Source organism: Paenibacillus sp. FSL R5-0378 (assembly GCF_038009285.1).
GTDB lineage: Bacteria > Bacillota > Bacilli > Paenibacillales > Paenibacillaceae > Paenibacillus_AQ > Paenibacillus_AQ favisporus.
Genome location: NZ_JBBPAY010000001.1, coordinates 4,875,181 through 4,901,731, shown reverse-complemented (window position 1 = coordinate 4,901,731; position 26,551 = coordinate 4,875,181). Strand labels below are relative to the sequence as shown.

Annotated in this window: 23 protein-coding genes and 2 pseudogenes; 21 read left to right on the top strand and 4 right to left on the bottom strand. The window is 49.8% G+C overall.

Features of this window, described 5'->3' with window-relative positions:
* The first annotated feature begins 96 nt into the window (after positions 1 to 96).
* Positions 97 to 429, top strand: coding sequence for a winged helix-turn-helix transcriptional regulator (locus tag MKY74_RS22710; RefSeq protein WP_076164681.1), 333 nt, complete (start codon positions 97 to 99; stop codon positions 427 to 429).
* A 23-nt stretch (positions 430 to 452) separates the two neighbouring features.
* Here MKY74_RS22710 and MKY74_RS22705 read toward each other — a convergent pair whose 3' ends face one another.
* Entirely contained in the window at positions 453 to 830 is a 378-nt protein-coding gene (locus tag MKY74_RS22705; protein ID WP_076164683.1) for a VOC family protein, read from the bottom strand.
* Positions 831 to 835: 5 nt separating this feature from the next.
* Positions 836 to 2,308, bottom strand: coding sequence for an MFS transporter (locus MKY74_RS22700; RefSeq protein WP_076164686.1), 1,473 nt, complete (start codon positions 2,306 to 2,308; stop codon positions 836 to 838).
* A 152-nt stretch (positions 2,309 to 2,460) separates the two neighbouring features.
* On the opposite strand from MKY74_RS22700, the gene MKY74_RS22695 reads away from it, so the two are divergent.
* From MKY74_RS22695 to MKY74_RS22650, 10 genes and pseudogenes are all read left to right on the top strand, one after another.
* A complete protein-coding gene (locus tag MKY74_RS22695) occupies positions 2,461 to 3,291 on the top strand; it encodes a helix-turn-helix transcriptional regulator (RefSeq protein WP_076164688.1) in 831 nt (276 codons plus the stop codon).
* A 176-nt stretch (positions 3,292 to 3,467) separates the two neighbouring features.
* Positions 3,468 to 3,833: a DUF2089 domain-containing protein gene (locus tag MKY74_RS22690; protein WP_076164690.1), complete on the top strand. Its 366-nt coding sequence runs from the start codon at positions 3,468 to 3,470 to the stop codon at positions 3,831 to 3,833.
* A gap of 13 nt (positions 3,834 to 3,846) precedes the next feature.
* A pseudogene (locus MKY74_RS22685) lies at positions 3,847 to 4,265 on the top strand (hypothetical protein).
* 6 nt (positions 4,266 to 4,271) lie between these two features.
* On the top strand, positions 4,272 to 4,616 hold the full coding sequence (locus tag MKY74_RS22680; protein ID WP_144025316.1) for a hypothetical protein: 345 nt from the start codon (positions 4,272 to 4,274) through the stop codon (positions 4,614 to 4,616).
* A gap of 314 nt (positions 4,617 to 4,930) precedes the next feature.
* Positions 4,931 to 5,260: a PadR family transcriptional regulator gene (locus MKY74_RS22675; protein ID WP_076164694.1), complete on the top strand. Its 330-nt coding sequence runs from the start codon at positions 4,931 to 4,933 to the stop codon at positions 5,258 to 5,260.
* Between the two features lie 14 nt (positions 5,261 to 5,274).
* Positions 5,275 to 6,138, top strand: coding sequence for a pentapeptide repeat-containing protein (locus MKY74_RS22670; RefSeq protein ID WP_076164696.1), 864 nt, complete (start codon positions 5,275 to 5,277; stop codon positions 6,136 to 6,138).
* A 164-nt stretch (positions 6,139 to 6,302) separates the two neighbouring features.
* Positions 6,303 to 7,547, top strand: a complete 1,245-nt coding sequence (locus MKY74_RS22665; protein ID WP_432206583.1) for a serine hydrolase domain-containing protein — start codon at positions 6,303 to 6,305, stop codon at positions 7,545 to 7,547.
* A gap of 444 nt (positions 7,548 to 7,991) precedes the next feature.
* Entirely contained in the window at positions 7,992 to 9,002 is a 1,011-nt protein-coding gene (locus MKY74_RS22660) for an aldo/keto reductase (protein WP_076164699.1), read from the top strand.
* 24 nt (positions 9,003 to 9,026) lie between these two features.
* Positions 9,027 to 9,143, top strand: a pseudogene (locus MKY74_RS22655) (SRPBCC family protein); the annotation flags it as partial.
* Positions 9,144 to 9,317: 174 nt separating this feature from the next.
* Positions 9,318 to 9,857, top strand: a complete 540-nt coding sequence (locus MKY74_RS22650; protein ID WP_076169236.1) for an NUDIX hydrolase — start codon at positions 9,318 to 9,320, stop codon at positions 9,855 to 9,857.
* A 128-nt stretch (positions 9,858 to 9,985) separates the two neighbouring features.
* Here MKY74_RS22650 and MKY74_RS22645 read toward each other — a convergent pair whose 3' ends face one another.
* Positions 9,986 to 10,876: an AraC family transcriptional regulator gene (locus MKY74_RS22645; protein WP_076164702.1), complete on the bottom strand. Its 891-nt coding sequence runs from the start codon at positions 10,874 to 10,876 to the stop codon at positions 9,986 to 9,988.
* A 179-nt stretch (positions 10,877 to 11,055) separates the two neighbouring features.
* Here MKY74_RS22645 and MKY74_RS22640 point away from each other — a divergent pair, with 179 nt between their 5' ends.
* From MKY74_RS22640 to MKY74_RS22605, 8 genes are all read left to right on the top strand, one after another.
* Complete coding sequence (locus MKY74_RS22640; RefSeq protein ID WP_244169221.1) at positions 11,056 to 12,879, top strand: beta-L-arabinofuranosidase domain-containing protein; 1,824 nt, start codon at positions 11,056 to 11,058, stop codon at positions 12,877 to 12,879.
* Between the two features lie 29 nt (positions 12,880 to 12,908).
* Positions 12,909 to 14,330, top strand: coding sequence for a family 43 glycosylhydrolase (locus MKY74_RS22635; RefSeq protein WP_076169237.1), 1,422 nt, complete (start codon positions 12,909 to 12,911; stop codon positions 14,328 to 14,330).
* A 197-nt stretch (positions 14,331 to 14,527) separates the two neighbouring features.
* Positions 14,528 to 15,511 carry an ABC transporter permease gene (locus MKY74_RS22630; RefSeq protein ID WP_076164706.1) on the top strand — a complete coding sequence of 328 codons (984 nt, stop codon included), beginning with the start codon at positions 14,528 to 14,530 and terminating at the stop codon, positions 15,509 to 15,511.
* 15 nt (positions 15,512 to 15,526) lie between these two features.
* Positions 15,527 to 16,414 carry a carbohydrate ABC transporter permease gene (locus tag MKY74_RS22625; protein ID WP_244169124.1) on the top strand — a complete coding sequence of 296 codons (888 nt, stop codon included), beginning with the start codon at positions 15,527 to 15,529 and terminating at the stop codon, positions 16,412 to 16,414.
* A 63-nt stretch (positions 16,415 to 16,477) separates the two neighbouring features.
* Positions 16,478 to 18,043, top strand: coding sequence for an extracellular solute-binding protein (locus MKY74_RS22620; protein WP_076164708.1), 1,566 nt, complete (start codon positions 16,478 to 16,480; stop codon positions 18,041 to 18,043).
* Between the two features lie 104 nt (positions 18,044 to 18,147).
* Positions 18,148 to 19,911 carry a sensor histidine kinase gene (locus MKY74_RS22615; protein WP_076164710.1) on the top strand — a complete coding sequence of 588 codons (1,764 nt, stop codon included), beginning with the start codon at positions 18,148 to 18,150 and terminating at the stop codon, positions 19,909 to 19,911.
* The gene (locus MKY74_RS22610) at positions 19,889 to 20,635 is read left to right on the top strand and encodes a response regulator transcription factor (protein ID WP_076164712.1); all 747 of its coding nucleotides are present in this window, start codon (positions 19,889 to 19,891) and stop codon (positions 20,633 to 20,635) included. The genes MKY74_RS22615 and MKY74_RS22610 overlap by 23 nt, the downstream gene beginning before the upstream one ends.
* Positions 20,636 to 20,725: 90 nt before the next feature.
* A complete protein-coding gene (locus MKY74_RS22605) occupies positions 20,726 to 23,011 on the top strand; it encodes a glycoside hydrolase family 95 protein (RefSeq protein WP_144025317.1) in 2,286 nt (761 codons plus the stop codon).
* A gap of 70 nt (positions 23,012 to 23,081) precedes the next feature.
* Here the strand turns inward: MKY74_RS22605 and MKY74_RS22600 are convergent, their stop codons facing one another.
* Positions 23,082 to 23,945 (bottom strand): AraC family transcriptional regulator, encoded by an 864-nt coding sequence (locus tag MKY74_RS22600; RefSeq protein ID WP_144025374.1) that lies wholly within the window; start codon positions 23,943 to 23,945, stop codon positions 23,082 to 23,084.
* A 235-nt stretch (positions 23,946 to 24,180) separates the two neighbouring features.
* Here MKY74_RS22600 and MKY74_RS22595 point away from each other — a divergent pair, with 235 nt between their 5' ends.
* Positions 24,181 to 25,056, top strand: coding sequence for a fumarylacetoacetate hydrolase family protein (locus MKY74_RS22595; RefSeq protein WP_076164716.1), 876 nt, complete (start codon positions 24,181 to 24,183; stop codon positions 25,054 to 25,056).
* Positions 25,057 to 25,077: 21 nt separating this feature from the next.
* The gene (gucD, locus tag MKY74_RS22590) at positions 25,078 to 26,544 is read left to right on the top strand and encodes an alpha-ketoglutaric semialdehyde dehydrogenase GucD (protein ID WP_076164718.1); all 1,467 of its coding nucleotides are present in this window, start codon (positions 25,078 to 25,080) and stop codon (positions 26,542 to 26,544) included.
* Positions 26,545 to 26,551: the final 7 nt, after the last annotated feature.

Sequence of the window (26,551 nt, the reverse complement as noted above, 5' to 3'; positions counted from 1 at the left end):
TAATTGAAAGTGTAAATCATATATGATTCCTTTGTAAGGAGACACTTTGTTGAGTTATACTTACGAATAGTAAGTAATTGGTGAGGAAGTGATTGCTTGAACCCAAGTGATAAACAAAAATGCCTATCCGCGGTTAACGAAGCGTTACAAGTAATAGGCAGCAAATGGGCTTTCCTGGTAATCTCTCAATTGTATTATGGTCCTCAGCGCTTTAATCAGCTGCGCCGGAATTTGAGCACCATCAGCATCAAATCTTTAACCGATATTTTGCGGCATTTAGAACATTATAAAATCGTAAATCGTCAGGTTTACCCAACAAATCCTATTAGCGTCGAGTACTCTTTAACGGAAAAAGGGAGAGAGTATAGGGAAGTACTTTTTCAAATGCGCCAATGGGGAGAAAAATGGGGCTCCACCCCAAATGAATAACAAGGTTGTCAACCATCGATGCTTTAATGATTAACTTTCAGGACAGAGTACTTATGTCCATCAGGATCAATAAACCCAAAGAAGCGGCCAAAGTCTTCATTGCGGATGGGTGTAACCGGAACGCCTTTTTCACAAAGAAAGCGATAGAGCCTATCAATTTGATGAGTCTCAAGTCCGATCATAGGAACAGCTTTTCCTTCCGTGCTTATTTTTCCATGGGATGACCTGTTATCAGATCGGGTAAGAATTAATCCTGGACCGCGCTCCAAACGTAATATTCCGATATCGTCATTTTTATATTGAACATCAAATCCGAGAACGGACTGATACCATTCAATCGAATACTCCAGATCTGATACCGGGATATCATTGAAACGGATTTGATTCAGGTAGCTGGCCATACGAATCAACCCCTCTGCCCCGAAGCACTGACAGCTTTTTCAGGGTGCCGTTGCTGTCCCGCTTTCAGTAAGAATATCAGCAGGAATGCATAGATGACGGACAAGATCAGAACAAATTCCAGCGCGATGGTAAAGGCGTGTGCATAACGGGCATGCGAGTCAGGCAAAGCTGAAATATCCAAAGCACGATAGAAGAAGATTCCGACGAAACATACGCCAAGCGCGGTGCTGAGCTGGGTTGCAGTCGTCAAAACACCGGAAGCCGCCCCGATATTCACCTGACGGACTTTGGACAGAATAGTTCCGATGAGCGGCGCCGCGCAGGTGCCTTGCCCAATGCCAATGATAAACAAGCTCGGCCAAAGCGCCATCCAAACCAGATGGCCGCCGTGATGATGGACAATTTCCAGAGTGTAACCGATGCCGCCTGCCGTAATTATAGCTCCGACTAACAGAACAGCCGGTCCGAACCTGCTCACGAGCTTAGGTGATGCCAGTGAAGCGAGGAAGAAGCCGATTCCCAGGGGCAAATAGGTTAACCCCGACGTTAAAGCAGAATAGCCGAAGCCCTGCTGGAGCATAACCGCCAACGTGAAGAACAATGCCGAAGCGATCGCATAAAAGACGAGTATGAGCGATATGCCGAGGCTAAAGGAACGATCCCGGAAAAGTGAAGGAGAGAGCAGTGGCGATTTTCCATTTTCAAGCATTTTGCGCTCATATATAATAAACAGTGTCAAACCTGCCGGGAAGCAGGCAAGCAAGATGAACGACCATGCGGGCCATCCAGCCTCACGGCCTTGAACAAGTGGAAATGCCAGCGCCAACAGGCTTGCTGTTAAAATGATTGCGCCGGCCAGATCAAGCCGTTTGGCTGAAGGGTTGCGCGACTCTTGAAGCAGCGGGATTCCGGCCAGTAATGCAGCCACACCAATGGGGACGTTCACGAGAAACACGGAACGCCATCCCAAGCCGAACAGATTTTGGCTGATAAGGTAACCCCCGAGCAGCTGCCCGGATACGGTGGCGATGCCGATGGTCGCACCATACAAACCGATGGCTTTCGCTTTTTCATGCTCGGGAAAACTCACTTGGATCATAGCGAGCACTTGCGGCATCATGGCCGCCGCCGTTATGCCCTGAAGCACGCGAAACAGGATCAGGTACAGCGAGGAGGGAGCCGCACCGCATAGCGCCGAAGCGACTACGAATCCTAACATCCCTATGAGAAACAGACGTTTTCGCCCAAACATATCGCCGAGCCGGCTCCCGGTAATGAGCAGAACGGCATAAGCCAGCGTATAGCCCGCAAGAATAAACTGAATGTCCGAGGCGCTTGCCCGTAAATCGGCTTGGATGGACGGAATCGCAACGTTAACGATAAACGAATCAAGCAAAGCCATAAATGTCGCTGCCAACACCACCGCCAAAGCCCACCATCTGCGAGAATCGACGCGCTCTCCACTAGTCTTAGTCATTTCAATCACCTTTCTCCATCAAGTTATATCTCTATCCTAGATGAAAAAGGTCTTTTCGTAAGAATACCGTTTATACGATTATAAAAAATAATACCTAGCAGGAATGCACGTGAAAAATAATTTCATATTGCAGATAGAGCGGAGGGAAGAGCATGGAAGAAGATTTGAAACGCCGCAAAGAGTTAGGCGCATTCTTGAAATCGCGCCGAACGCGCATATCCCCGGCCGACCTTGGTATCCAAAGCGCACCGCATCGGAGGGCCAAGGGTCTTCGCCGTGAAGAAGTGGCAGACATCGCCGGGGTCAGCAACATATGGTATACGTGGCTGGAACAGGGACGGGACGTCCGGCCTTCTGCACAGGTTCTTGATAGTTTGGGCAAAGCGCTCCAATTGAACCGGTATGAGCTGCTGCATTTGTATACGCTTGCGGAACACCGTCCACCCGCCAAGGATTGGATGTCCGACATTCACATGGATCCGTCCCTGCAGCGTATGCTGGATAAACTAGAGCCTTTTCCCGCTTACATAAGAGGACCCCGATGGGACACGCTTGCTTGGAATCATGCGGCTTGCGAGCTGTTTGGCGACTTTAACCAAATGAACGTTCTGGAAAGAAACAGTTTGTGGCGAATGTTTGCCCGTCCCGATTACCCCGATTTGCTTCCGGACTGGCCGTATGTAGCCCAGAGCCTCTTAGCCCAATTTCGGACCAGCTACGGACAGCATATTGGCGATCCTTCGTTCGAAGAGTTGGTTGATCTGCTCAAGAAGACGAGCGAAATGTTCAATCAATGGTGGGATCATCATGAAGTGCTCGGTATCCCGCTGGGACTTAAAAGGTTCAATCACCCAAGGCTCGGTGAGCTCGCTTTCGAGCACCAGTCGCTTACGGTTGCCGATTACCCCGACTTGAAAATGACTGTATATATCCCGGTTCAAGTGGATACTTCTCGGGTTGAGAAAGGACCAGGGGAAAGCTAAATATCATGCCTATGGATCCGTGGTGATTTTCAATTTTATTAAAATTAAACTTTAAAATTTTTTTATAAGCACAAAAAAAATCAATAATTTTAACCTAGATATTAAAATTATTGATTTTTTTGGTTTTACAAATTGAACATGTTGTTTTATAATTCAAAAAAAGAAAGGGGTAGAGTATGAAGTATCCCATCATCACACAGTGTCCTGTATGTGACCATCCGCTGCACGCAGTCAAGCTGGAATGTGGACATTGCCGGACGACGATTGAGAACACGTTTGAATTATCAAAGCTGGCTCTACTCTCACCTGAACAGCTCCATTTTGTAATCAACTTTCTTGTGAACAGGGGCAACATCAAGGAAGTAGAGAAAGAGCTCGGCATATCTTACCCGACAGTTCGCGGCAAGCTCAATGATATCATCACGGCCCTCGGTTACGATACGCGCAAGAAGCAGGAAGTCGATGAGAAAAAGGTCATTTCCATGCTGGAGAATGGCGAAATTACCGCAGACGAAGCGGTCAGAATGTTGAAGGATGAATAAGGAGGAAGAAACGATGAGAGAAGAAATCAGCAAAGTGCTCTCCATGATGCAGGAAGGCAAAATTGAACGGAGTTGATTAATGCACTGCAGGAGAAGCAAATGGCATATCCATCGCAAGCCGTGCAGGTACTTGGGAAACCAGACTATTCGAAGAAATTGTCATCGGGTTCCGGCCGTTATTTAGACAAAACGTTGAAAATTCGAGTAACAACTGAAGAAAACGATAATGTCAGCATTAATTTACCGATTAAACTGGTGAAGGCGGTTCTCGGAGCGGGGCACAGCATCGCATCTAATATTCCGCAATCCGCGGAATATGTGAAGAATATCGATATCGATCTGCTGATCGATGCAATCGAAAACGAGCTTGACGGGCAAATCGTTGATGTCCGTATGGGTGACGGGAATACCGTCGCCGTAGTGATTGAGTAATTGGCCATGATAACTGTTAAGGTTAAGAGCAAAGGGTATGCTTTTGTGATTCCGGTCCCTTATGCCGTATTGCGCATGGGAAGTGGTATTCTGACTTCCGGTTTAGTTCAGCGCAAAATGAAGGATTGGATGAACAAGTCTGGCGGACATGCGGGTGGGGACCCGAGCCGGAATCAGGATTTCGATTCGGACGGCAGACGATTCGTGACTGAATTGCTGCTGTCAATTCTTGAGAACGCAAGCACGCAGCAAGCGATCAGGCAGCTCATCAAGGAGCTGCAGCGGTGCAAAGGGACGGTTCTGGTCGATGTCCAGGCTCAGGACGGTACGAAAGTGTTGATTAAATTGTAGGCAAAGCTTTTAATTACAGCATCATCGTGCTAGAGAGAAGTGGCCTATGCTGAATCAAAGCACGTAAGACGACATGAGCATATACGCGTAATAGCCGCGGCGCTGCGGCTTTTTGTGTTTTAACAAGATACGATTTTTCAAAACCGAAAGCAAAGAACAAATATCACGTTGACGAGAAAAAAAACATGGAGCTTATTTGGTTAACCATAATTTAATTATGTAAACCAAGAACTTTGATTGGGAGTGTCTCAATAAATTAATTACCTTGACAGTCATAGTAGTGTATTGTATTATGCAGATATGGAGGTGATTGTATGAGTGACAACAAAATCACATCCGACCTGCTGCGAGGCCATACCGACACGATGATTTTACGATTATTATCCGAAGCGGACCGCTACGGTTATGAAATTGTCAAGCTGATTGCCGAACGTTCGGGAGGTGAGTACGAACTAAAGGAAGCCACGATGTATTCCAGCGTCCGGAGGCTTGAAGGGGACGGAGATATCGAGTGGTATTGGGGTGATGAATCGCAGGGCGGACGGCGCAAATATTTTCGAATTACCGAGAAGGGCAAGGAAACGTACGAGCGCAACAAAAGCAACTGGGAGTACGCCAAGCGTGTGCTTGAGAACTTGTTATAAGGGGAGTCGATGGGGTGAACGAGAAATTGACGAACTATCTGAATGGGGTTTTTGCACCTTACGACGGGGTGAAGAGCGTCAGCGAATTAAAGGCGGACCTGCATTCCGATTTACAGGAGCGGTTCCGTGAATTGAAAGCCGAGGGGAAGGACGATGAAACGGCATTTGAAATGACCATCGACAGTATCGGCGACATTGAACAAACCGTACTGGAGGTGGCAAACCTCTCCCGGTCGCTCGAGCGGAAGGTGCTGACGAACCTCAGTGCGAGCAACTTGAAGGATAGCGACTTTGCGGGTGTTACTGCCCATCAGGGTAATTTTACAGCAAGTGCGCTCCGGGGCTCCGACTTTACGAACGCGGACTTGACCGGCAGTTCTTTTAAGAACAGCGACGTGAGAGAAGCCCGTTTCGACGGCGCCAATCTGACCGACTGCAACTTATCCACCCTGGACCTTGCGAATGCAAGCTTCAATAAATCCATCCTCGTGCGTACGAACTTCAGCAAATCATGGCTGGCCGGAGCAAAATTTACAGGCGTTCATCTGACTGACGTCAACCTGACGATGACGCCTCTCACCAAAACCGTTTTTGAAAACTGTGTTTTCGACGGGGTGGACTTCACGTCCTCCGATCTGACAGGGCAGCGCTTCGATGGTCAAATCTTCGTCGGCGTCAAGTTCGATAAAGCTGGATTGAAAGAAGTTTCATTCAAGGGCGCGACGCTCAAGAATGTATCTTTCCAAGGATCTATGTTGACCAAGAAATATTACCGCGCGATCAAAACCGTTTGTTTTGACGGGGCGACGATGGATAAGCTGACCTTTGCCGCACTCAAAGGCTTCGATGCTAATTTGTCCAAGGTTACGGTGATCTAGTACATATCGCGATTGGATATCCGGAACAGGAGGTGAGCCATCTTTTACTTGCCGATATTTCGTCTCGTTGATGCAGCTAATATACCTTTTTGACAAAGGGCTTTAAAGCATGAATGACAAGAGAGAATCATAGGGCTGATAACAAGTAAAGAGAGGTCATCCAAATGGAAAAGATGATATCGGGAAAAAGCAGCAGCGGCTTCTCCGAAACCGGGCTGCAAAGAATGCGTGACGTGCTGGCGCGGCATGTTGAATCGGGGAAAATTCCCGGGCTCGTTGCCCTGGTCAGCCGGAACGGTGAAACGCACGTCGAAGCGATCGGCACGATGCGCCATGACGGTGGCGTACCGATGCGCCGGGATACGATCTTCCGGATGGCGTCCACTTCCAAGCCGGTCACGATGGCTGCGGCGATGGTCTTGCTTGACGAGTGCAGGCTGCGGCTGGACGATGTGGTAGATCCGTGGCTGCCCGAACTCGCCGACCGGCGGGTGCTGAAGAGAGCCGACGGCCCGCTGGACGATACCGTGCCGGCGCGGCGTCCGATCACCGTAAGGGACATTTTGACTTCCACATTCGGGCTTGGTATGGATATGATGTCGCTGGGCACGCCGATCATGAACGCGATTTTCGAGCAGGGGCTCACGCCTGATCTGCCGGAACCGATGCCCGAGCCGGATGAGTGGATGCGCCGTCTTGGTGCGCTTCCACTGATGCACCAGCCCGGAGAGCGCTGGCAGTACCACATCAGCAACGATCTGCTCGGCGTACTCGTGGCCAGGGTCACGGGTCAATCATTTGAGACATTTCTGCGCGAACGCATCTTCGATCCCCTCGGCATGAAAGACACCAGCTTCCATGTGCCCGCCGACAAGATCGACCGTCTGCCGCCCCTTTATGCCCCCAACCCGCAGACCGGTGAGTTCACCGTGTGGGACGAAGCCGAAGGGGGACGCTACAGCCAGCCTCCGGCGTTCCAGGGCGGCGGAGGCGGACTTTGCTCCACTGTTGATGACTACCACGCGTACTTTCAAATGCTGTTGAATCAGGGGATGCACGGGAACACACGGATCCTGTCCCGGCCCGCCGTTGAGCTGATGACCACCAACCGCCTTACGCCCGAGCAGCAAGCCGCCCGACACGCCATGGCCACGAACAATGTCCACGTGTCATTCGGTCAAGGGCAGCACGGCGGCTGGGGCTTCGGGATGGCGGTGCGCACCTACCGTGGTGACTACGCGCCCATCGGCCAATTTGGCTGGGACGGCGGAAGCGGCACCTCGACCTACGCCGACCCGCACAACCAGCTCACGGGTATTCTTCTCACCCAAGTCGGGATGTCTACTCCGGATTCAGCGCGGCTTATCCACGACTTCTGGACTACGGTCTATCAGGCCATCGAAGACTGACACCTCGGTAACATTAGCCTCGATGTACCACCTCAAGAAAGGGTACAGAGCCTTTCGGAAAATTTTCCATCCATTTGAGATTCCGGGAATCGATCAGCATATTCAATAATGAAGCAGGTTAGAAGGCGGCCGTCATGATAATCGGCTGTCTTTTTATTTGCACGTACGTATCACACTTAGAAGCCGCATCATTGCGGTTATTTGTTTTTTTACGATATACGTTACCGGACAAAACCGAGGACCAGAACAAATAGACGGATGTAGGGAGTAGAGTACTTTTTGGTGCCTATAGTACTTCAAAGTGCGTACTTTCCTTCTCTGTTTAAATGCTTCATAATCTATCTTTGTCAGACGAAAAAATGACATTTGTTGATTTGAATAGGCATTAGTTTCCATATCGATGCACTATCAAATTGAATTATATATACTAGGAGGACATCTTAGATGAGAAATATACTGCAAGGAAAAATTGGATTTGGTACGGCGCCGCTAGGCAATATGTATCGCAATATCCCGGAGGAAGAAGCTATAGCCACTGTAGATGCAGCTTGGGAGAGCGGCATCCGTTACTTTGACACAGCTCCGCTGTATGGATCTGGCTTGGCGGAGATTCGTCTGGGTGAAGCACTGTCGAAAAGAAACAGGGATGAGTACGTTTTAAGTACAAAAGTAGGCCGAATTATTTCGGATGAATTGGAAGATCCATCTGCACGTGATTTAGGGGAAAAAGGGGGACTTTTCGAATTCGGCCGTAAGAATAAAATCATCAACGACTACAGTGCGGATGCGACTCTTCGCTCGATCGAGGATAGTTTGAAACGTTTAAAAACAGATCGTCTGGACTTTGTTTATATCCATGATGTGGCGCAAGACTTTTATGGTGATGAGTGGATTTCGCAATTTGAAGCGGCCCGAACCGGGGCATTCCGTGCGCTCACACGTTTACGTGAAGAAGGAGTCATTAAGGGCTGGGGACTTGGAGTAAACCGGGTAGAGTCGATCGAACTCATGCTGGAATTGGAAGAAGCCAAGCCGGATGTATCTTTGCTGGCTGGTCGGTACACCTTATTGGACCATGAGCGTGCGCTGCAACGAGTTATGCCTGCGGCAGTAAAACATCAGATGGACATTGTTGTCGGCGGACCCTATAGCTCAGGTGTTCTTGCTGGAGGTACCCACTTCGAGTATCAAAAAGCGACACCGGAAATTGTGGCAAAAGTTGAGAACATCAAAAATATTGCAGATCGTCATCAAATCAGCATCAAGGCGGCTGCTTTACAATTTTCGCTGGCTAATCCGGCGGTTGCAGCCGTCATTCCCGGTGCAAGTCGTCCTGAGCGGATTGCAGAAGACAAAGCTGCATTGAATACAGTCATTCCGGCTGCTTTCTGGGAAGAAATGCGCGAACAAAAACTGGTAGCACCCCATGCACCGCTGCCTATCGACATGAAATAAATGGGAGAGTAATGAACATGGCACATACGGCTGTCTGGCAGTTTCACCCCGGCAGGGGTCAGTGATCAAGAGGCTATTGATCTGTTCCATGGGATCTATCAAGACGGCTTAGAGGCATTACGACAAGCATTTTTAGATTGAAGATTTAATAAGTAAAAGAGGCGTGTATCTGAGGCGAAATTTGAACTTGGATACACTCTTTTTTTGTTCGCTCAAATACAGAAGCGTTCATAAAATATGCCCAAGTATGATTTGCTGTGCTCAAGGTTCGAACTTGTGGGTCATATCATCCTTTCCATAAAAGCAGGAAAGTGCATGAAGCAAGAGGAATACATAGACAAATCATCAAGCGAAGGAGGTCATGAAGTGGCGTTTCCGACACATATCGTATCTGCAGGCGGTATTGTAGAAGATGGAAAGGGAAATATCCTATTAGTAAAAGCCCATGACGACGGTTGGGTATATCCTGGGGGAATCACTGAAGTTGGCGAAAACCTGATGGATGGCGTGATCCGTGAAATCAAAGAGGAAAGTGGAATAGACGCCACGGTTAGCCATTTAATCAGTGTGGTTTCAAATACAGCGATCCATAAGTGGTATGACGGTGTAACCGATGTTCCTACGAAGGTCATGTTTGATTTCGTGTGTACAGCTGTGGGGGGAGAGTTAGCGACGTCTGAGGAGACGAGCGAATGCAGGTGGGTTCCCAAAGAAAATGTTTTGGATTTGATCACCTTACCCGCAATCCGCATGCGGTACGAAGCTTATTTGAACTTTAACGGCTCTGTGAATTATATGGAGTACGTCACTGCAACAACGTCTGAATGTCAGGTTAAACTTCAAAGAAACATTTAGTTGTACGTGCCATTAAATCCTTTCATTTGAATAGCCGCATGATTGCGGCTTTTTGAAGTTCTCCTCCTATTGTGCCGGCGCGGCGGCTAAGAACTCAAGGCTAATGTTGAAGAAAGCATCCTACTGTTCTACATTCCGGAATAATAGGATTTAAACTGTGAAGGCGTCATATTCATATAGAACCTGAACCATTTGGAAAAATAACTGACATGCTGATAGCCAGACTCCAGAGCAGCCTCAAGCACATTGTACGATCCTGTGCTCAGCAAATTAGCAGCTTTGTTGATGCGGATAAAATTCAGAAATTCCATCGGCCGCATCCCGGTCTGCGTTTTGAAAAATTTGCAAAAATGGGAGCGGCTGAGAGAAACTACGCCAGCCAACTGGTCCAATGCTAGCTTTTCGTGAGAATGCTCTTCCATAAAAGCCAGCACTTTTTTAATTTGCTGGTTATATTCGTTTCCGGGGCTGTTTCGCGGCTCTGCTCTTTGTTCCATCATTCCGAACTGGCACATATCTGCAATCAGTTGCAGGAGAAGGCCCTTCAAGCTCAGCTCGTAAGCGGGTGAACGGTTCTCGTAACGAACAAGGATCTGTTTTATATAGCCCAACAATTCGGGAGGCGTGCCGCCTGAAACCGATAATAAGTCGGGAAGTCGGAGTTCCCCAAGCAGGATTGGCCCAAGGAATAGCTCCTGGATTCGATCCGCTTGGAGCGAAGACAACCAGGATAACTTAAATACGATCGAGTAATAGCATATCCCCATATCTTGATCGTTAATTCCCGAATGGAGTTCGCCTGGGTGAACGACGAGCGCTTCTCCTTCACGGATAGCAAACTCCCGGCTTTCGATTCGGAATGTGGCCGTTCCCTTGGACAAATAAATGATTTCCATCTCATTATGCCAATGGACGGGGAGAATGGAATGAACCCCGGCTTGATGCTCCACTTTGTATATATACAGGGGGAAGCCGGGAACTCCGTGCAGCTTGTTTTCTCGGTACCGGTGCTCGTACATTTGGGCTCTCCTAAAAATCGTAATATAGTGACGATAGTACGCGATTAAATGCTAGATCATTCAAAAACAACAATAATATCATTATATTAAATCACATCCTTAGGGAAAGGAGTAGTGATATTCATAAAATTCGGGTTTCATACATTTTTATGGTATGGATCATAACCGATGGAAAAGAGGTGACCGGTTTGTTTACCAACTTTCGCCTTGATGAAGTAAGGTTGACAGACAGTTCCTTTGCATTTCGCAGACAACTTGTAAAAAAGTATATTGTTGAATTTGATCTGAACCGGCTTATGCATACGTTCAAAATGAACGCTGGGCTTCCGTCCAACGCGGAGCCCTTGGGCGGGTGGGAAAGCGAAGATGGCGGTCTCCGAGGACATTTCGTTGGGCATTATCTGTCTGCCTGTTCTAAATTTGCCTTTGCCGATCAGGACGAGGGGTTGAAATCAAAAGCAAATGAAATCGTCGATATGATGGAGTTATGCGCTAAGCCTAACGGATATTTGAGCGCTTTCGAAGAGGAGAAGCTCGATACGCTCGAATTCGAGGAAAATCGAAATGTATGGGCGCCGTACTACACCCTGCACAAGATTATCCAGGGGTTAGTCGATTGCTATGCGTATCTCGGCAGTGAAAAAGCCCTGGCTCTTTCCGTAAACCTGGCCCACTACATTCACGGACGTTTTGAAAAGCTTTCCTTCTGGAAAATCGATGGGATTCTCCGTTGTACGAAGGTGAACCCTGTAAATGAGTACGGTGGGATCGGCGATGCCCTGTACACCCTGTATGACATCACCGGCGATGCCAAAATACTTGAGCTGGCCCAACTCTTCGACAGGGATTATTTCCTGGATCATCTTGCGGACGGCAAGGATGTGCTTGAAAATCTGCACGCAAACACTCACCTGCCGATGATTATAGCGGCAATGCACCGGTTTGACCTTACGGGCGAGGAAAAATATCGAACGGCGGCCTTGAATTTTTATGATTACTTAAAGGGAAGAACTTTTGCCAATGGAAACAACAGCTCAAAGGCCACCCATTTTATCAAAGGCGGAGTTTCCGAAAAATCGGAGCACTGGGGAGGCTACGGACAACTGGCAGATGCTTTGACCGGCGGCGAAAGCGAGAGTTGCTGCGCGCATAATACGGAAAGGATTCTGGAGCGGTTGTTTGAATGGTACGGGGCGGTTGAGTATCTGGATCATATGGAATCGCTGAAATACAATGCGGTGTTGAATAGCGCCAGCGATGAAACGGGCCTTTCGCAATACCACCAGCCGATGGGCAGCTGCGCGATCAAAAAATTCAGCGATCCGTACGATTCCTTCTGGTGTTGTACCGCCTCAGGCATCGAGGCAATGAGCGAACTGCAGGAGAACATCTGGTTTAAAAACGGGGATGCTCTGCTGATGAATGCCTTTATTCCATCTGCTGTGGTTTGGAAAGAAAAGCATGTCACAATCACACAGCATACGGAATTCCCCGATGGGCTTACGTCCAAGCTCGTGGTTGATGCAGCTGGACCGTCAGCTTTCAAATTAATGCTCAAGGAAAAAGCAGTTAAAGCTGTAAAAATCAATTCCGCTCCGATCGAACTTATCAGGGAAAACGGGTACGTCGGGATTCAACGTGTTTTTCAGGATCAGGATACGATTGAAATTGAAATAGAGGCTTCCCTGCATTTGGTTCCGCTCCAAGGTTCAGACCGTTTGGCAGCGGTGATGTTTGGCACCGTGTTACTGGCTCAAATCGGGCAAGGTTCGCTTTTGCAAGGGATGTCAAATGCAAATATCAACGAAAGATTCGTCAGGGCGGAAAAGAAGCAACTGGAGTTTGCCCTTGACCATGACCAAGTCAAACAAGCGAAACTCATACCGCTATTCAGAGTTGAGGAAGAAGCGTATTCCGTATATTTGGACTTAGAAGAGGATTCCAGCCTTAACCGCCGTTTTTCCTTTGCTAAAGATGGCAGCTCGGCGTATGAAGAAGCGTGAAGGCATATTTAAAGGAGTGAACATTTATGATGAAAAAACAAGGGCTAAACCCCTATCTCCCATCGTGGGAATACATACCTGACGGGGAACCGTACGTTTTTAACGACAGAGTTTATGTATATGGCTCGCATGACCGCTTTAACGGACATGTGTTTTGTTTAAACGACTACGCTTGCTGGTCGGCACCCGTGAATGATCTAGGCGACTGGCGGTACGAGGGCGTGATCTACACCAAAACGGATGACCCGCTAAATCCTGATGGCAGAATGTGTCTTTATGCGCCCGACGTTACCGTCGGACCGGATGGTCGTTATTATCTTTATTATGTCCTGGATAAGGTTCCGGTTGTTTCGGTTGCCGTCTGCGAAACACCTGCTGGAAAGTATGAATTTTACGGATACGTAAGGTACGCGGACGGTACACGCTTGGGCGAAAGAGAAGGAGACGAGCCCCAGTTTGATCCGGGTGTATTGACAGTAGGGAAGAAGACGTACTTATATACCGGCTTCTGTGCACCCAAGGATAAATCCAGACATGGCGCAATGGCCACGGTGCTTGGTGAAGATATGCTTACCATTGTGGAGGAACCTGTATTTGTCGCCCCAAGTGAACCTTACAGTACGGGAAGCGGGTTTGAAGGGCATGAATTTTTTGAGGCTCCCTCCATCCGAAAGAAGGGTGATACCTATTATCTTGTCTATTCATCGATTGTCATGCATGAATTATGTTATGCCACCAGTAAATTTCCGACAAAAGGCTTCGTTTATCAGGGCGTCATCATAAGCAACAATGATCTTCACATCGATTCCTACAAACCGGCGGACAAACCGATGTATTACGGCGGTAATAACCATGGAAGCATTGTGGAAATGAACGATAGATGGTTCATTTTTTATCATCGCCATACCAACGGTACGGCTTTTAGCCGGCAGGGCTGCATCGAACCGATCGTCATTCGGGAGGATGGAACGATTCCTCAAGTGGAAATGACCTCTTGCGGTCCTAATGACGGCCCGCTTGTGGGTCGCGGTGAATACCACGCCTACTTGGCATGTAATCTGTTCTGTAAAGACGAAGAATTGTATACAGGCGGTTTTGGCTCAGGGGCATGGATGGACAGCCGTTTTCCGAAAATCACGCAGGAGGGAAGAGACGGGGACGAAGAGATCGGATACATCGCAAACATGACAGACTCCGCTACTGCCGGTTTCAAGTATTTCGACTGCCAAGGGATCCGGAAGGTGACAATCAAGGTGCGTGGTTATTGCCAGGGCAACTTTGAAATTAAAACGGCTTGGGACGGCCCGGCTCTCGGTAAAATACCTGTTAACTTTACGAATATATGGACGGAATATTCAACGGATCTCGTCATTCCGGATGGCATACAGGCTCTATATTTTACGTACACAGGCAGCGGAAGCGCGGATCTGGCTTCGTTTATTTTAGAGTAAGCCGCCCGGGAACCAGCTTCCCAAAAAAATACGCAAGCAGTTCCGAGCATTTTCCGGAACTGCTTTTTGGTTTGTGTGATCTTTTAATGATAAAGCCATGGGGGCCGAGTATTAAAAAATGACAACGCTTTCTTAAGAATGTTGGCTTACGAGCAGGTGGGTCAAGAGGATAGACTAGCAATAAAGGAGGAGCGCATATGGATTTGGATGCACAGTTTACGAGAACTGCGGATCACGGCGGCCAGCAGCACCAATTATGGAAGCGGTTCAAAAAGCAAAAAGTACTGCATGTATTTGTAGGGCTGGGTATGATCTTTCTGCTGATTTTCTCGTACACGCCGATGTTCGGTATTCTTATGGCGTTTAAAGACTACAGTATTTCAAATGGTATCAAGGGGATCTTTACCAGCGAGTGGGTCGGTTTGAAATATTTCGATGAATTCATTCATGATTATCAGTTTGCCACGATTGTACGCAACACGCTTGTCCTGAGCTTACTGAAGGTCATCTTCGCTTTTCCCGCACCGATTTTGCTTGCGATCCTGTTGAATGAAGTGAAAAATATGGCGTTCAAGCGATTCGTTCAGACGATCAGCTACCTGCCGCATTTTATTTCCTGGGTTGTTGTCGTCGGAGTATCCTACGCCTTCCTGTCTGCGGATGTTGGCATGGTAAACCGGGCCCTGGTCGAAACCGGGCTGATTGACAAACCGCTCAACATTTTGACGAGTCCGAACTATTTCTGGGGGCTTGCCGTCGGCAGTGCGATTTGGAAGGAAATGGGCTGGTGGACGATCATCTTCCTGGCCGCCATCACCGGGATTAATCCTTCGCTTTACGAAGCTGCCGAGATGGATGGTGCCGGAAGGCTGGCACGGATCCGATATATCACACTTCCGGGAATCAGAGGAACGATCGTCGTCGTGCTGGTGTTGACCATTGGCAGTATTCTCGGAGGCGGCCTGGTTGGCTCCAACTTCGAACAAGCCTACTTATACGGCAACAGTATCAACAATCCGACATCGGAAATTGTTCAGACGTACGCATTCAAGGTTGGTCTGAGTGACGGGCGATTCTCCTACGCGGCAGCAATCGATCTCATTCAGTCCGTCATCTCGGTCATTTTGATATTTTCCAGTAACTTCATTGCCAAGCGGGTGTCAGGGTCAAGCTTATTCTAAAAAGGAGGGCTGGTGGTGCTGAAGAGCCAAAGACAGAAGGATGTTATTTTTGACAGCTTTATTTACATCATGTTGTTTATATTGATGCTCATCATGCTGTATCCATTCTATTATGTATTCATCGCCTCGTTCAACAAAGGCTCCGATACGCTATTGGGAGGCATTTATTTGTGGCCCCGAAACGTAACTCTGGAAAATTACAAAATTTTTCTGGAAGATCCGAAGTGGTATCGAGCCTTTTTGGTCACGGTTGCCCGGACGATATCGGGTACGGCATTGGGACTGCTGCTGACAAGCCTGGTCGCTTACGCCCTTTCGCACCGTGATTTGTTGTTCAGCAAAACGTATTTTACGGTCATCATTTTCGCGATGTACTTTTCCGGCGGATTGATTCCTTATTATGTCGTGCTGCGCTCGATTGGATTGCTTAATTCATTTGCAGTATACATCGTGCCGTCCATGCTCAACACGTTTTTCCTGCTCATTGCCATCTCGTTCTTCCGCGAAATCCCGGGCGAACTCAAAGAATCGGCGCATATCGACGGCGCTGGCGAACTCAAGATCTTTTTTCGGATCATCCTGCCGGTCTCGACGCCGGTACTCGCCACGATGGCGTTATTTATGGGCGTCGGCCAATGGAATTCGTGGCTGGACTCCGCCTATTTCGTGCAATCGGAAAACTTGCGAACGCTTACTTTCCGGATGATGGAAGTGATCAACAAGAGCAACACGCCGCTGGATTCCATTGCCGTAGCAAACAGTGCCTCGGCTACGGCCGGAGTGACGAGCTTCTCGCTGCAGGTGACGGCGATGGTCATCTCCATCGTGCCGATCATATGCGTATACCCTTTTCTGCAAAAATATTTTGTGCATGGAATTATGTTAGGATCTGTGAAAGGGTAAATCGTTGTTTCTATGTTTAACCGCTTACATTAAAATACCAGTATATTCATTGGAGGGGTACACTTGAAAACAATCAAGAGCTATAAGCTGCTCGCTGCGGCACTGTCTGCGGTGCTTGCCTTTACAATGCTGTCTGCCTGCGGCGGCAACGGTAACGGCGGGGACTCGGCCGTGAAGCAGAACGGTGATTCGTCGGCATCATCAGGGGGCGTGAAGGAATTATCGCTGTTCATCGATGCGCCGTGGTATCCGGTTAAGGAATGGAAAGGCCCGGTAGCCGAGAAGATCACCGAAAAGACAGGAGTCAAGCTGAATGTCACTGTAGCAACCGACGATAAGCAGCTGCCGCTGATGATCGCTTCAGGAGATTTGCCGGATCTCGTCTTCACGTATGCTAACATCGATCGGCTGTCGGACTCGAAGCTGTCCTATCCCTGGAATGAGTTGATCGAAAAATATGCACCCGATTTCAAAATCGACAAAACGAGAATCGCGATCCATACGATGGACGACGGCAATTTCTATACGGTGCGGAATTCCTTCGCTACGCAGGAGGAAATGGCTCAAAACAAATATTCGATTGGCAGCGACGGCCATCCAGGTGTTGCCGTTCGGGAAGATATTCTGAAGGAGCTCGGCAATCCGCCGATCCAATCGCTGGACGATTTTGTAAAAGTTTTAGGCATGGTCAAGCAGAAGCATCCGGAGATGGTTCCGCTGGTTCTGGATAAGGAATGGGTTGAGCAGTACTTTATGCAGCAGTTCGGCACGGAAGCACTCATTGACGGCTGGTATGAACGAGACGGCAAAATCGATTATGCGATCAGACAACCGAAGATGCTGGAGTATTTCAAGTTTATGAACAGCTTATATCGCAACGGATACATTCTCGCGGAAAATTTTGCTTTTGCGAATGATCAGATTGACGATCAATATGTGACAAGCGGCAAAGCTTTTGCTCACGGCTACACCGTTTCCGCTGCGGAAGCGGACAACAATAAAATCAAGAGTAACGGGGGCGCCTTTACGTTGAAAATGCTTCCGAGCGCATTGTCGAAGGATGCCAAAGCTGTGAGTACGGGTCTGGGATTTGCGGGTACCTTCATCACGAAGAAAAATAAGGATCCGGAAGCATCCATCAAGTTTATTCAATACCTGGCAAGCGACGAAGGCAAAAAATTGACCATGTTTGGTGTCGAAGGCGAACATTGGACCTGGAATGAAGCGGGTTATCCAAATCTGAAATACGACCCATCGGATGCCGATTTCGTTAACGGCAACGGAATCAAATGGTGGTACTTGTACAATGACGGGGTCACCGAAGGCATGTTGTCCTATGTTCCCGGAGCGCAGAAAACACAGGCGTTAATGGAGACGAAGGCCATCACGACCTATAAACCGGCGATCGGTCTTATCCAAACGCAGCCGGATTCCAAAGAAAAGACGCTCAAAACAAAAATCGACGAGATGATCAAGAATGAGAAGGTCAAGATTTACTTGGCGAAATCCGAAGAAGAGGCGGTTGCCAACTACGAGAACATGGTGAAGACCGCCGAGAATATGGGCTTGCAGCAGCTTGTCGATTGGGCAAATGAGACATACCAGAAGAAGAAAAGTTTGTTTGAGTAACACGATGCCATTAAAAACCGGTAGGGACGTAAAATCTCTACCGGATTTTGCTTGCTCATGGTACGTTTAGTAGAAATAAACCGGCAGCGGGGGGATTCAAGACCGTGAGTATCGTGCGCAAAATTATTATCGGATATATTTTCTTTGTCTTTATCCCGGTCGTTACGTTTGGATATTACTACTACGTACAAATCTACGGCAATCTGACCCAGCAATTCGTAGAAAGCCGGCAAAAGATCCTGGAGCAGGCCAAGGCAAATATGAAAGCGGATTTGACCCGCATCGAATCCGTCCATCGCTTGCTGCAATATAACCCGTATGTCACGGACTACCTGGGCGGAGTTTATGGATCCGACGCCGAAAGCATATATGCCTACAACCGTTATATCAGTCCGATCATGACACAATCGCTATTTGCCAATCCGGAAATCGAGTCGCTTCGAATCTATAAAACCAAGAAACAAGCGCTTCGAATTACCGACCGTTTTCTCGATATGTCATCTCTTGATGCACAGGGCAAGAAGATAGCAAGTTCATTAAAACCCGGTCAAGGAGGATGGATTGTCCAAAATCCGGAGGCTCAAGAACCGCGGCTTGCTTTTTATCAGAACATTTATAACCCGGAGTTTACCGAAATTATCGGGCTTCTGGAGCTGCGCATTGGCGGCAGTCTTATGCAGAAATTTTACAAGGCTATCGGCATAGAAGGTGACTGGGAGGCGATTCTGTTACCGTTTGGTGAGGAGGCAGCGGAGGACACGGCTTCCGGAATGGATGAGGAGACGCTCAAACTGCTCGGCGGAAGTGACAATAAGCCCTTTTTCATTAACCGGAAAACGATCGTGAATCAGCTCGCCTTTGAGGAGCTTGGGGTCAGAGTTGTTGTGATTGGAAAAGTAGACGTCGTGTTTCACGCGATCAAGCGCAAAGAGATGATTCTGATCTCAACCGTCATCGTTTTTTTGGCGGCATTGTCGCTAGCGTATTATGTACTCGCTTCCACAATCACCAAGCGCATTCTTCGCCTGGCCAGACACATGCGTAACCTAGACGACAACAATATGAGACCGTATATCAGCAAGCACGACAGTCCGAACCGTCTGGATGAGATTGGCTTTCTGATCATGACTTACAATTCGATGATTCAGCGGATGGACGAATTGATTAACAATGTCCACCGGGCCGAGCTGCGAAATAAAGAAGCGGCCTATAAAGTGCTTCAGGCTCAAATCAAACCGCATTTTCTTTATAATACGCTCGAAACGATCAGGATGCTGGCCGAGTCCAATAACGATAAGGAGGTAGCCGACATTTCCTTTTGGTTCGGGAAGCTGATGCGTTACAGCTTGTCCTCCAAGGAGGATCATACGGTTCTCGCCCAGGAAATCGAGACGGTCATCTTCTATCTTAAGATTCACAAGATGCGGCTCCGAAACAGACTGAGCTACGATCTGGACATCGATGTGGATGCAGATCGGATTGATTGTCCCCGGTTTATGCTCCAGCCCTTGATCGAGAACAGCATCGTCCACGGAGCTGCAGCAACACTTCGGCCCGTCCATATCAGGCTGCGTGCGTATGAAACGGCTGACGAAGTTCGGATCTCCATATCTGACAGTGGGGCAGGCATGCCGGAGGACAAGCTGTCCAGGCTACGTTCACTGCTCATGGGGAATAGTGACAACTATTCCAGCAGAGAGACCGAGGGCGGTGGTGTGGGCCTGATTAACGTCAGCGAACGGGTGAAATCCTTTTTCGGCGGTGATTCACGGCTGGTTATTGATAGTGAGCAAGGAGTGGGAACATGTCTCACGATCATCATAACGAAAGGGGCGGCGGTTAACGATGAAACTATTGATTGTAGATGATGAGCCGATTATTCTTGAGGGATTAGTCAAGGTCATCAAGGACGCGGCTCCGCTCGGTACGGAGGTGCGAGAGGCAGGCAACGCTTTTGAGGCTCTTGAAGTCATGAAGGGTTTTATGCCGGATGTCACGGTAACGGATCTTCATATGCCGGAAAAAAACGGGTTCGAGTTGATGGAGGAGGCGAAAGGGAACGGGCTGTGTAAGCGGTTTATTATTCTGACTGGCTATGACGAATTTGAATACGTAAGAAGAGCACTGCGCAGCGGCGTCGTGGATTATTTACTTAAACCGCTGGACAAAGACGAAATTGCTAACCTGCTAGCACTTATCGATGAAGAGCTGCCCTCCGAAGCCGATTCCGACTGTGAACGGCACACGAAACGCATTCTTGCTTACACGCAAACGAATTTTATGAACGATCTTTCCTTGGATCACCTTGCCGATTTGATGAACCTTCATCCGAATTACATCAGCAGCCTGTTCAAGAAGGTGACAGGAGACACGTTTATAAATTATTTGAACGCATTTCGGATCAAGGAAGCGCAAAAATTGCTGAGGACGCATCGGCATCTTTCCGTAAGCGAGGTCGGTCGGCGGGCGGGGTTTGAAAATAAACATTATTTCACCAAAGTCTTCAAAAAGTATACAGGGATCACACCGGGTGCCTACCGTGAAACAGATGATATGGATAATATAGAGGTGGATTCTAAGGAAAGCTGCTAAACTGGGAGATGACTCATGGTCATTAAAACGTTGATTGAACTGGATTGAACAAACCATTTTTTCGCCGGTGAGGCGGATTGGAGGAAAAGCATGACGAATATGAATCCCACGGAGACCGTGGAACAGAAACAGCGATTATGGTACCTCAAGCCTGCCGCAGAGTGGAACGAGGCACTGCCGATTGGGAACGGCCGGCTCGGCGCCATGATCTTTGGTGGAATAACCGAGGAGAAGCTGCAGCTGAACGAAGATTCTGTATGGTATGGCGGTCCGCGTGATCGCAATAACGAAGACGCCCTGGCGCATCTGCCGGAAATCCGCAAACTGATTATGGAGGGACGCCTGAAGGAGGCGGAGGCACTTGCGGGGATGACGATGGCGGGGCAGCCCGAATCGCAGAGACACTACTTGCCGCTCGGCGATCTTCTGATTTCGTTCGATCATCATGAGAAGGCCGTGGATTACGTACGGGAGCTGGATTTGGAACGCGGCGTTTCCCGGGTCAGCTACCGGATCGGAGATGTCCGGTATATCCGTGAGCTGTTTGCCAGTTACCCGGATCAGGCGATCATGATGCGGATTTCTGCTGACAAGAAGGGGGCGCTGTCCTTAAAGGCAAGGTTTAACCGCCGAAACTGGAGATACATGGAGAAGACTGAAAAATGGGGCCAGCAGGGACTTGTGATGCAAGGGGAATGCGGAGGTAAAGGAGGCAGCTCGTTCCGCGCCATCGTGAAGGCGCTTCCAGAAGGCGGAGAGTGCAAGACCATAGGCGAATATTTGTTGGTTGAAAATGCGGATGCGGTTACGCTGCTGCTTACCGCAGGTACCACCTTCCGGCATCCCGATCCGGTGTTTTACGGCAAACGACAGTTAGAGGAATTGAGCCGGGTTTCCTATACCGAGCTGCTTGCCCGGCATGTAAAAGATTACTTTGAATTGTTCGGGCGGGTTACCCTGAGGCTGCCGGAAAGTCCAGGCAAAAACGCGCTGCCGACCGATGAAAGACTGAAGCGGTTCCGGGAGGGCGAAGAGGATAACGGGCTGCTCGAAACGTATTTTCAATTTGGCCGATACTTGCTTATTTCCTCCAGCCGGCCGGGTTCCCTGCCTGCGAACCTTCAAGGGATCTGGAACGATAGTTTTACTCCGCCTTGGGACAGTAAATTCACGATTAATATTAACACGCAGATGAACTACTGGCCGGCGGAAAACTGCAATCTGTCCGAATGCCATGAGCCATTGTTCGATTTGATCGAAAGGATGCGTGAGCCCGGGCGGGTCACGGCCAGCGTCATGTATGGCTGCCGGGGATTCGCGGCGCATCACAATACGGATATTTGGGCGGATACGGCGCCGCAGGACACATATCTTCCGGCATCCTTCTGGCCGATGGGCGCTGCCTGGCTGTGCCTGCATTTGTGGGAGCATTATCGCTTCAGCCAGGATCGTTATTTTCTTGCGCGTGCCTATGAGACGATGAAAGAGGCAGCGTTGTTCCTGCTCGATTATTTAATCGAGGATAACGAGGGACGCCTGATGACTTGTCCGTCGGTCTCCCCTGAGAACAGCTACAGACTGCCCAATGGCGAAACAGGAGTTCTCTGTGCCGGAGCCACCATGGATTTTCAGATCATCGAAGCGCTTTTTGACGCTTGTATCCGCAGCGGGGAAATCATTGAAAGAGATGAGGCGTTTCGAGAGGAGCTCGCTGCCGCCTTGAAGCGGCTGCCCAAACCGCAAATCGGCAGACATGGACAAATTCAGGAGTGGATGGAGGATTACGAGGAGGTGGAGCCGGGACACCGCCACATCTCCCATCTATTCGGGCTTTATCCGGGCGAAGGCATTAACGTGGATTCCACACCGGAGCTGGCCGCAGCGGCTCGTACGACATTGGAGCGCAGGCTGGCTAATGGCGGCGGACACACCGGCTGGAGCCGGGCGTGGATCATCAACTTCTGGGCCCGGCTGTTGGATGCGGACAAGGCTTACGACAACGTAAGAGCGATGCTCCAACATTCCACGCTGCCTAACCTGTTCGACAATCATCCGCCGTTCCAAATCGACGGCAATTTCGGCGGCACGGCAGGCATAGCCGAGATGCTGCTGCAAAGCCACGCCGGTTTGATCCGGCTGCTGCCCGCTTTGCCTGACAGCTGGAGTGACGGGGAAGTCAGAGGGCTGCGGGCTCGGGGCGGCTTCACCGTGAATTTCACCTGGACGAAGGGCCAGGTTACTGAAGCGGTCGTAACCTGCGCAGTTTCCGGTCCATGCCGTCTGGAAGCACCTGGTCTTGATCCCGTTTCGTTTGAGGGAGAAGCCGGCCGCTCCTACACGTTCACCAAACGATTGAGTAATGAAGTAACACCTTAATTGCTTGTGACTGTTTAAAAACTTATGACCGGATCATAGAGGAAGGCGATTATAGGATATCGTTAAAGAGTTACTGATCCGGCTCATAAGCTAGAGGCTGCTGCTGGACTTGGTTTCGGTACTCGCTGGGAGCCATCCCCGTCCACCGCTTGAACTGGCGGCTGAAATGCGAATTGGTTTTATACCCGAGAATCATGGCGATATGGTCAATCCCCAAATCGGTTTGCAGCAGCAACCGCTGTGCTTCGTTCAACAGCGTTTCGGACATAAACTTACGCGGGGCTTTCCCGTAGATCTGCTTAAAGATGCGGTTCACTTGCGAAGGACTCATATGAACCGACTTGGCAATGTCCTGAATCCAGGTTCGTTCGTTTTCCCGAATCTCTCCGTGAAGGAGAATGTATTTTACGGAATCTTCTATTTGCTCGGCGATCTGCTGGGCAAGTGATTCCTTTTTGGATCGGGCGACGGTTGCAGTCTCTGACAGTTGGCCAACCAGGGATCCAAGAAGCTCGAAGACAGCTGCATGGACCTTCATCTGTTTGGATGTTGGGAGCGGGCTGCGCAGGTGCTCTGCCGCAAGACGGTACAGCGTCGATAGAGACGGAGACAGCCCCTGGACCAACGACGAGTCTGACGGATAATAAAATTCCTTGCAGCGGTTGAGCTCCTTGCAAAAGGATGTATCGTCTACGCTGAAGTGAACGGAAAAGTAGGTGAAACCCTGGGATCCGGCACGGGTGCAGGAATGCGTCATACCCGGATGGATGAATAGCAGGTCCCCCCGGGACTGCCGGTATTTTCGCCCATTAATCACCATGTCCATTTCTCCCTCCACGACCCAGTGGATCTCGTACATGGGATGCTCGTGGGAAGGATAGGTCCAGCGGGAATCCACTTTTCGCGCATGCAGCCCCAACAGCTGAAATGACATACGGACATCGGGAAGACGGCCAACATAGACTCCGGGAAGCTCGGTCACGGAGATACCCTCCTCTGTATGGTACAAGTTTAGTTGTCAATTTGTTACGATTATAGCTTGATCCTTCCGGAAAAGAAATGCGTGAAAAGGGTAAATCGAAGTGAAGATTAGCGTATCGTCAAGGGTCTTAGGCGATGATATGGTAGTATTATCAACCCTTATAGGGAGAAATTGGGGGCAATATTGAATGCGAATTATTCGATATTTGGACGGACGGCAGACGAGGCTCGCGGCGGTTACGGATGATGAGAGGGCTTATCCATTGCCTCACTCTGATTTGATATCGTTGATCGATGAGGCCAGGGCGAAAGGCGTTTCACCTGTCCGAATTGTTGAAAGCGCTATTACACCGCAAAATGAGCTGACTGCCGCATGGCCGTCATTGCAGCTGCTTACTCCAGTAGATGCGCCGGAGGTCTGGGCAGCCGGCGTTACCTATCAGCGCAGCCGGGAGGCGAGGAATTATGAAGCCACTGGCGGAAGAATGGATGCGGAGACGTTCTACGACAAAGTCTATGACGCCGTGAGACCAGAAATATTTTTGAAATCCACGGCAGCACGCACGGTCGGACCGAATCAGGATGTAACGCTGCGCAGTGATTCGGTATGGCAAATCCCCGAGCCTGAGCTTGGCTTGGTGCTTGCCGGCGACGGGACCATCGTGGGATACACGGCTGGCAATGACATGAGCTGCCGCGATATTGAGGGAGAGAACCCGCTATATCTGCCGCAGGCAAAAATATGGCGGAAGTCCTGCTCGATCGGGCCCGCAATCCGGCTCGCGGATACCGTGGAAGACCCCTACGATTTCAGAATCGTCTGTCAAATTTACCGCGAAGGCCTCGTTGTGGTGGAAAGTGAGGCAAGCACAAGTCAGTTAAACCGCAAGCTGGATGAACTGGTCCGCTTCCTGGCGGCGGACAACGATTTGTTTGACGGTACCGTTCTGTTGACGGGCACAGCTATTGTGCCGCCGGCCGACTTCACGCTTGCTCCCGGCGACCGCATCGAGATCTCGATTAGCGGGATCGGGACGTTGGTGAACCACGTTATATCAAACTAGGTATTTGGGGAGGAGATTGTAATGACATCATTCCAGGGAGAACAGATTTATCGCAATTTCATCAATGGAGAATGGACGGAGGCTTCCACCGGACAAACGGAGCCCAGCATCAACCCCGCTAATCGCCATGAAGTGGTCGGTTATGTACCGGTTTCCACAGAAGAGGATGTGAACCGAGCCGTCGCAGCAGCTACAGCAGCCCGGCGGGCTTGGCGCAGCCTGCCCGGATCGGAACGCGGCAATATCCTGTTTCGTGCGGCCAGCGTATTGGAACGGCGGGCTGATGAGGTTGCCGAGGCAATGACAAGAGAAATGGGCAAGACGCTGGCGGAAGCCAAGGGGGAGACGATGCGCGGAGTCGCTATCTTGCGGTACTACGCCGGTGAGGGGATGCGCAAGTCCGGTGACGTGATACCTTCGACGGATAGCGAGGCGCTGATGTTCACGACCCGGGTGCCGCTGGGGGTTGTCGGTGTGATCGCCCCGTGGAATTTCCCCGTAGCCATCCCCCTCTGGAAGACTGCGCCGGCTCTGATATACGGCAACACCGTTGTGTTGAAACCGGCCCAGGAAACGGCTGTGACCGCAGCCAAATTGGCCGAATGCTTCGAGGAGGCGGGAATTCCGGCGGGTGTCTTCAATCTTGTATGCGGCAGCGGTTCGGTGGTCGGTTCGGCGCTTGTGGAGCATCCGGACGTGGGCGGTATCACTTTCACGGGCTCCAACGAAGTTGGGAAGCGCGTCGGCGCGGCCGCACTGGCCCGAGGAGCCAAGTACCAGCTCGAGATGGGCGGCAAAAACCCGATTATTGTCGCGGCGGATGCCAATTTGGATTTGGCGGTGGAAGCGACGATCAGCGGCGGCTTGAAATCCACCGGTCAAAAGTGCACGGCGACCAGCCGGGTGATCGTTGTACGAGAAGTGTATGAAGCCTTTAAAGCGAAGCTGCTCTCCCAAATCGAGGGCATTCGGCTTGGTGACGGCATGTTGCCCGAGACCTGGATGGGGCCCTGCGCTAATGAAAGGCAGCTGGAAACGGTGCTGCACTACATCCAAAAAGGGCTGGATGAAGGAGCCGTATTGCTGACCGGAGGGGCAAGGGCGAGCGGCCCGGCACTTGAGGACGGGTTCTACGTCCAGCCGACCGTATTTGACGGGGTGACTCCTCAAATGTCCATTGCCAGGGAGGAAATTTTCGGTCCGGTGCTTGCCCTGATTGCCGTGAACAGCCTTGAAGAAGCGATAGCGACGGCCAACGATAGCGATTATGGCTTGAGTGCCTCCATCTATACGCAAAATATAGGCGCCATGCTGTCCTTTATTCAGGACATGGATGCCGGGCTGGTCCGGGTGAATGCGGAAACAGCTGGTGTTGAGCTGCAGGCCCCGTTCGGCGGGATGAAAATGTCGAGCTCGCACTCCAGGGAACAGGGGCAGGCGGCTATCGAATTTTTCACTTCCATCAAAACGGTTTTCGTGAAGCCATAATCTTGGG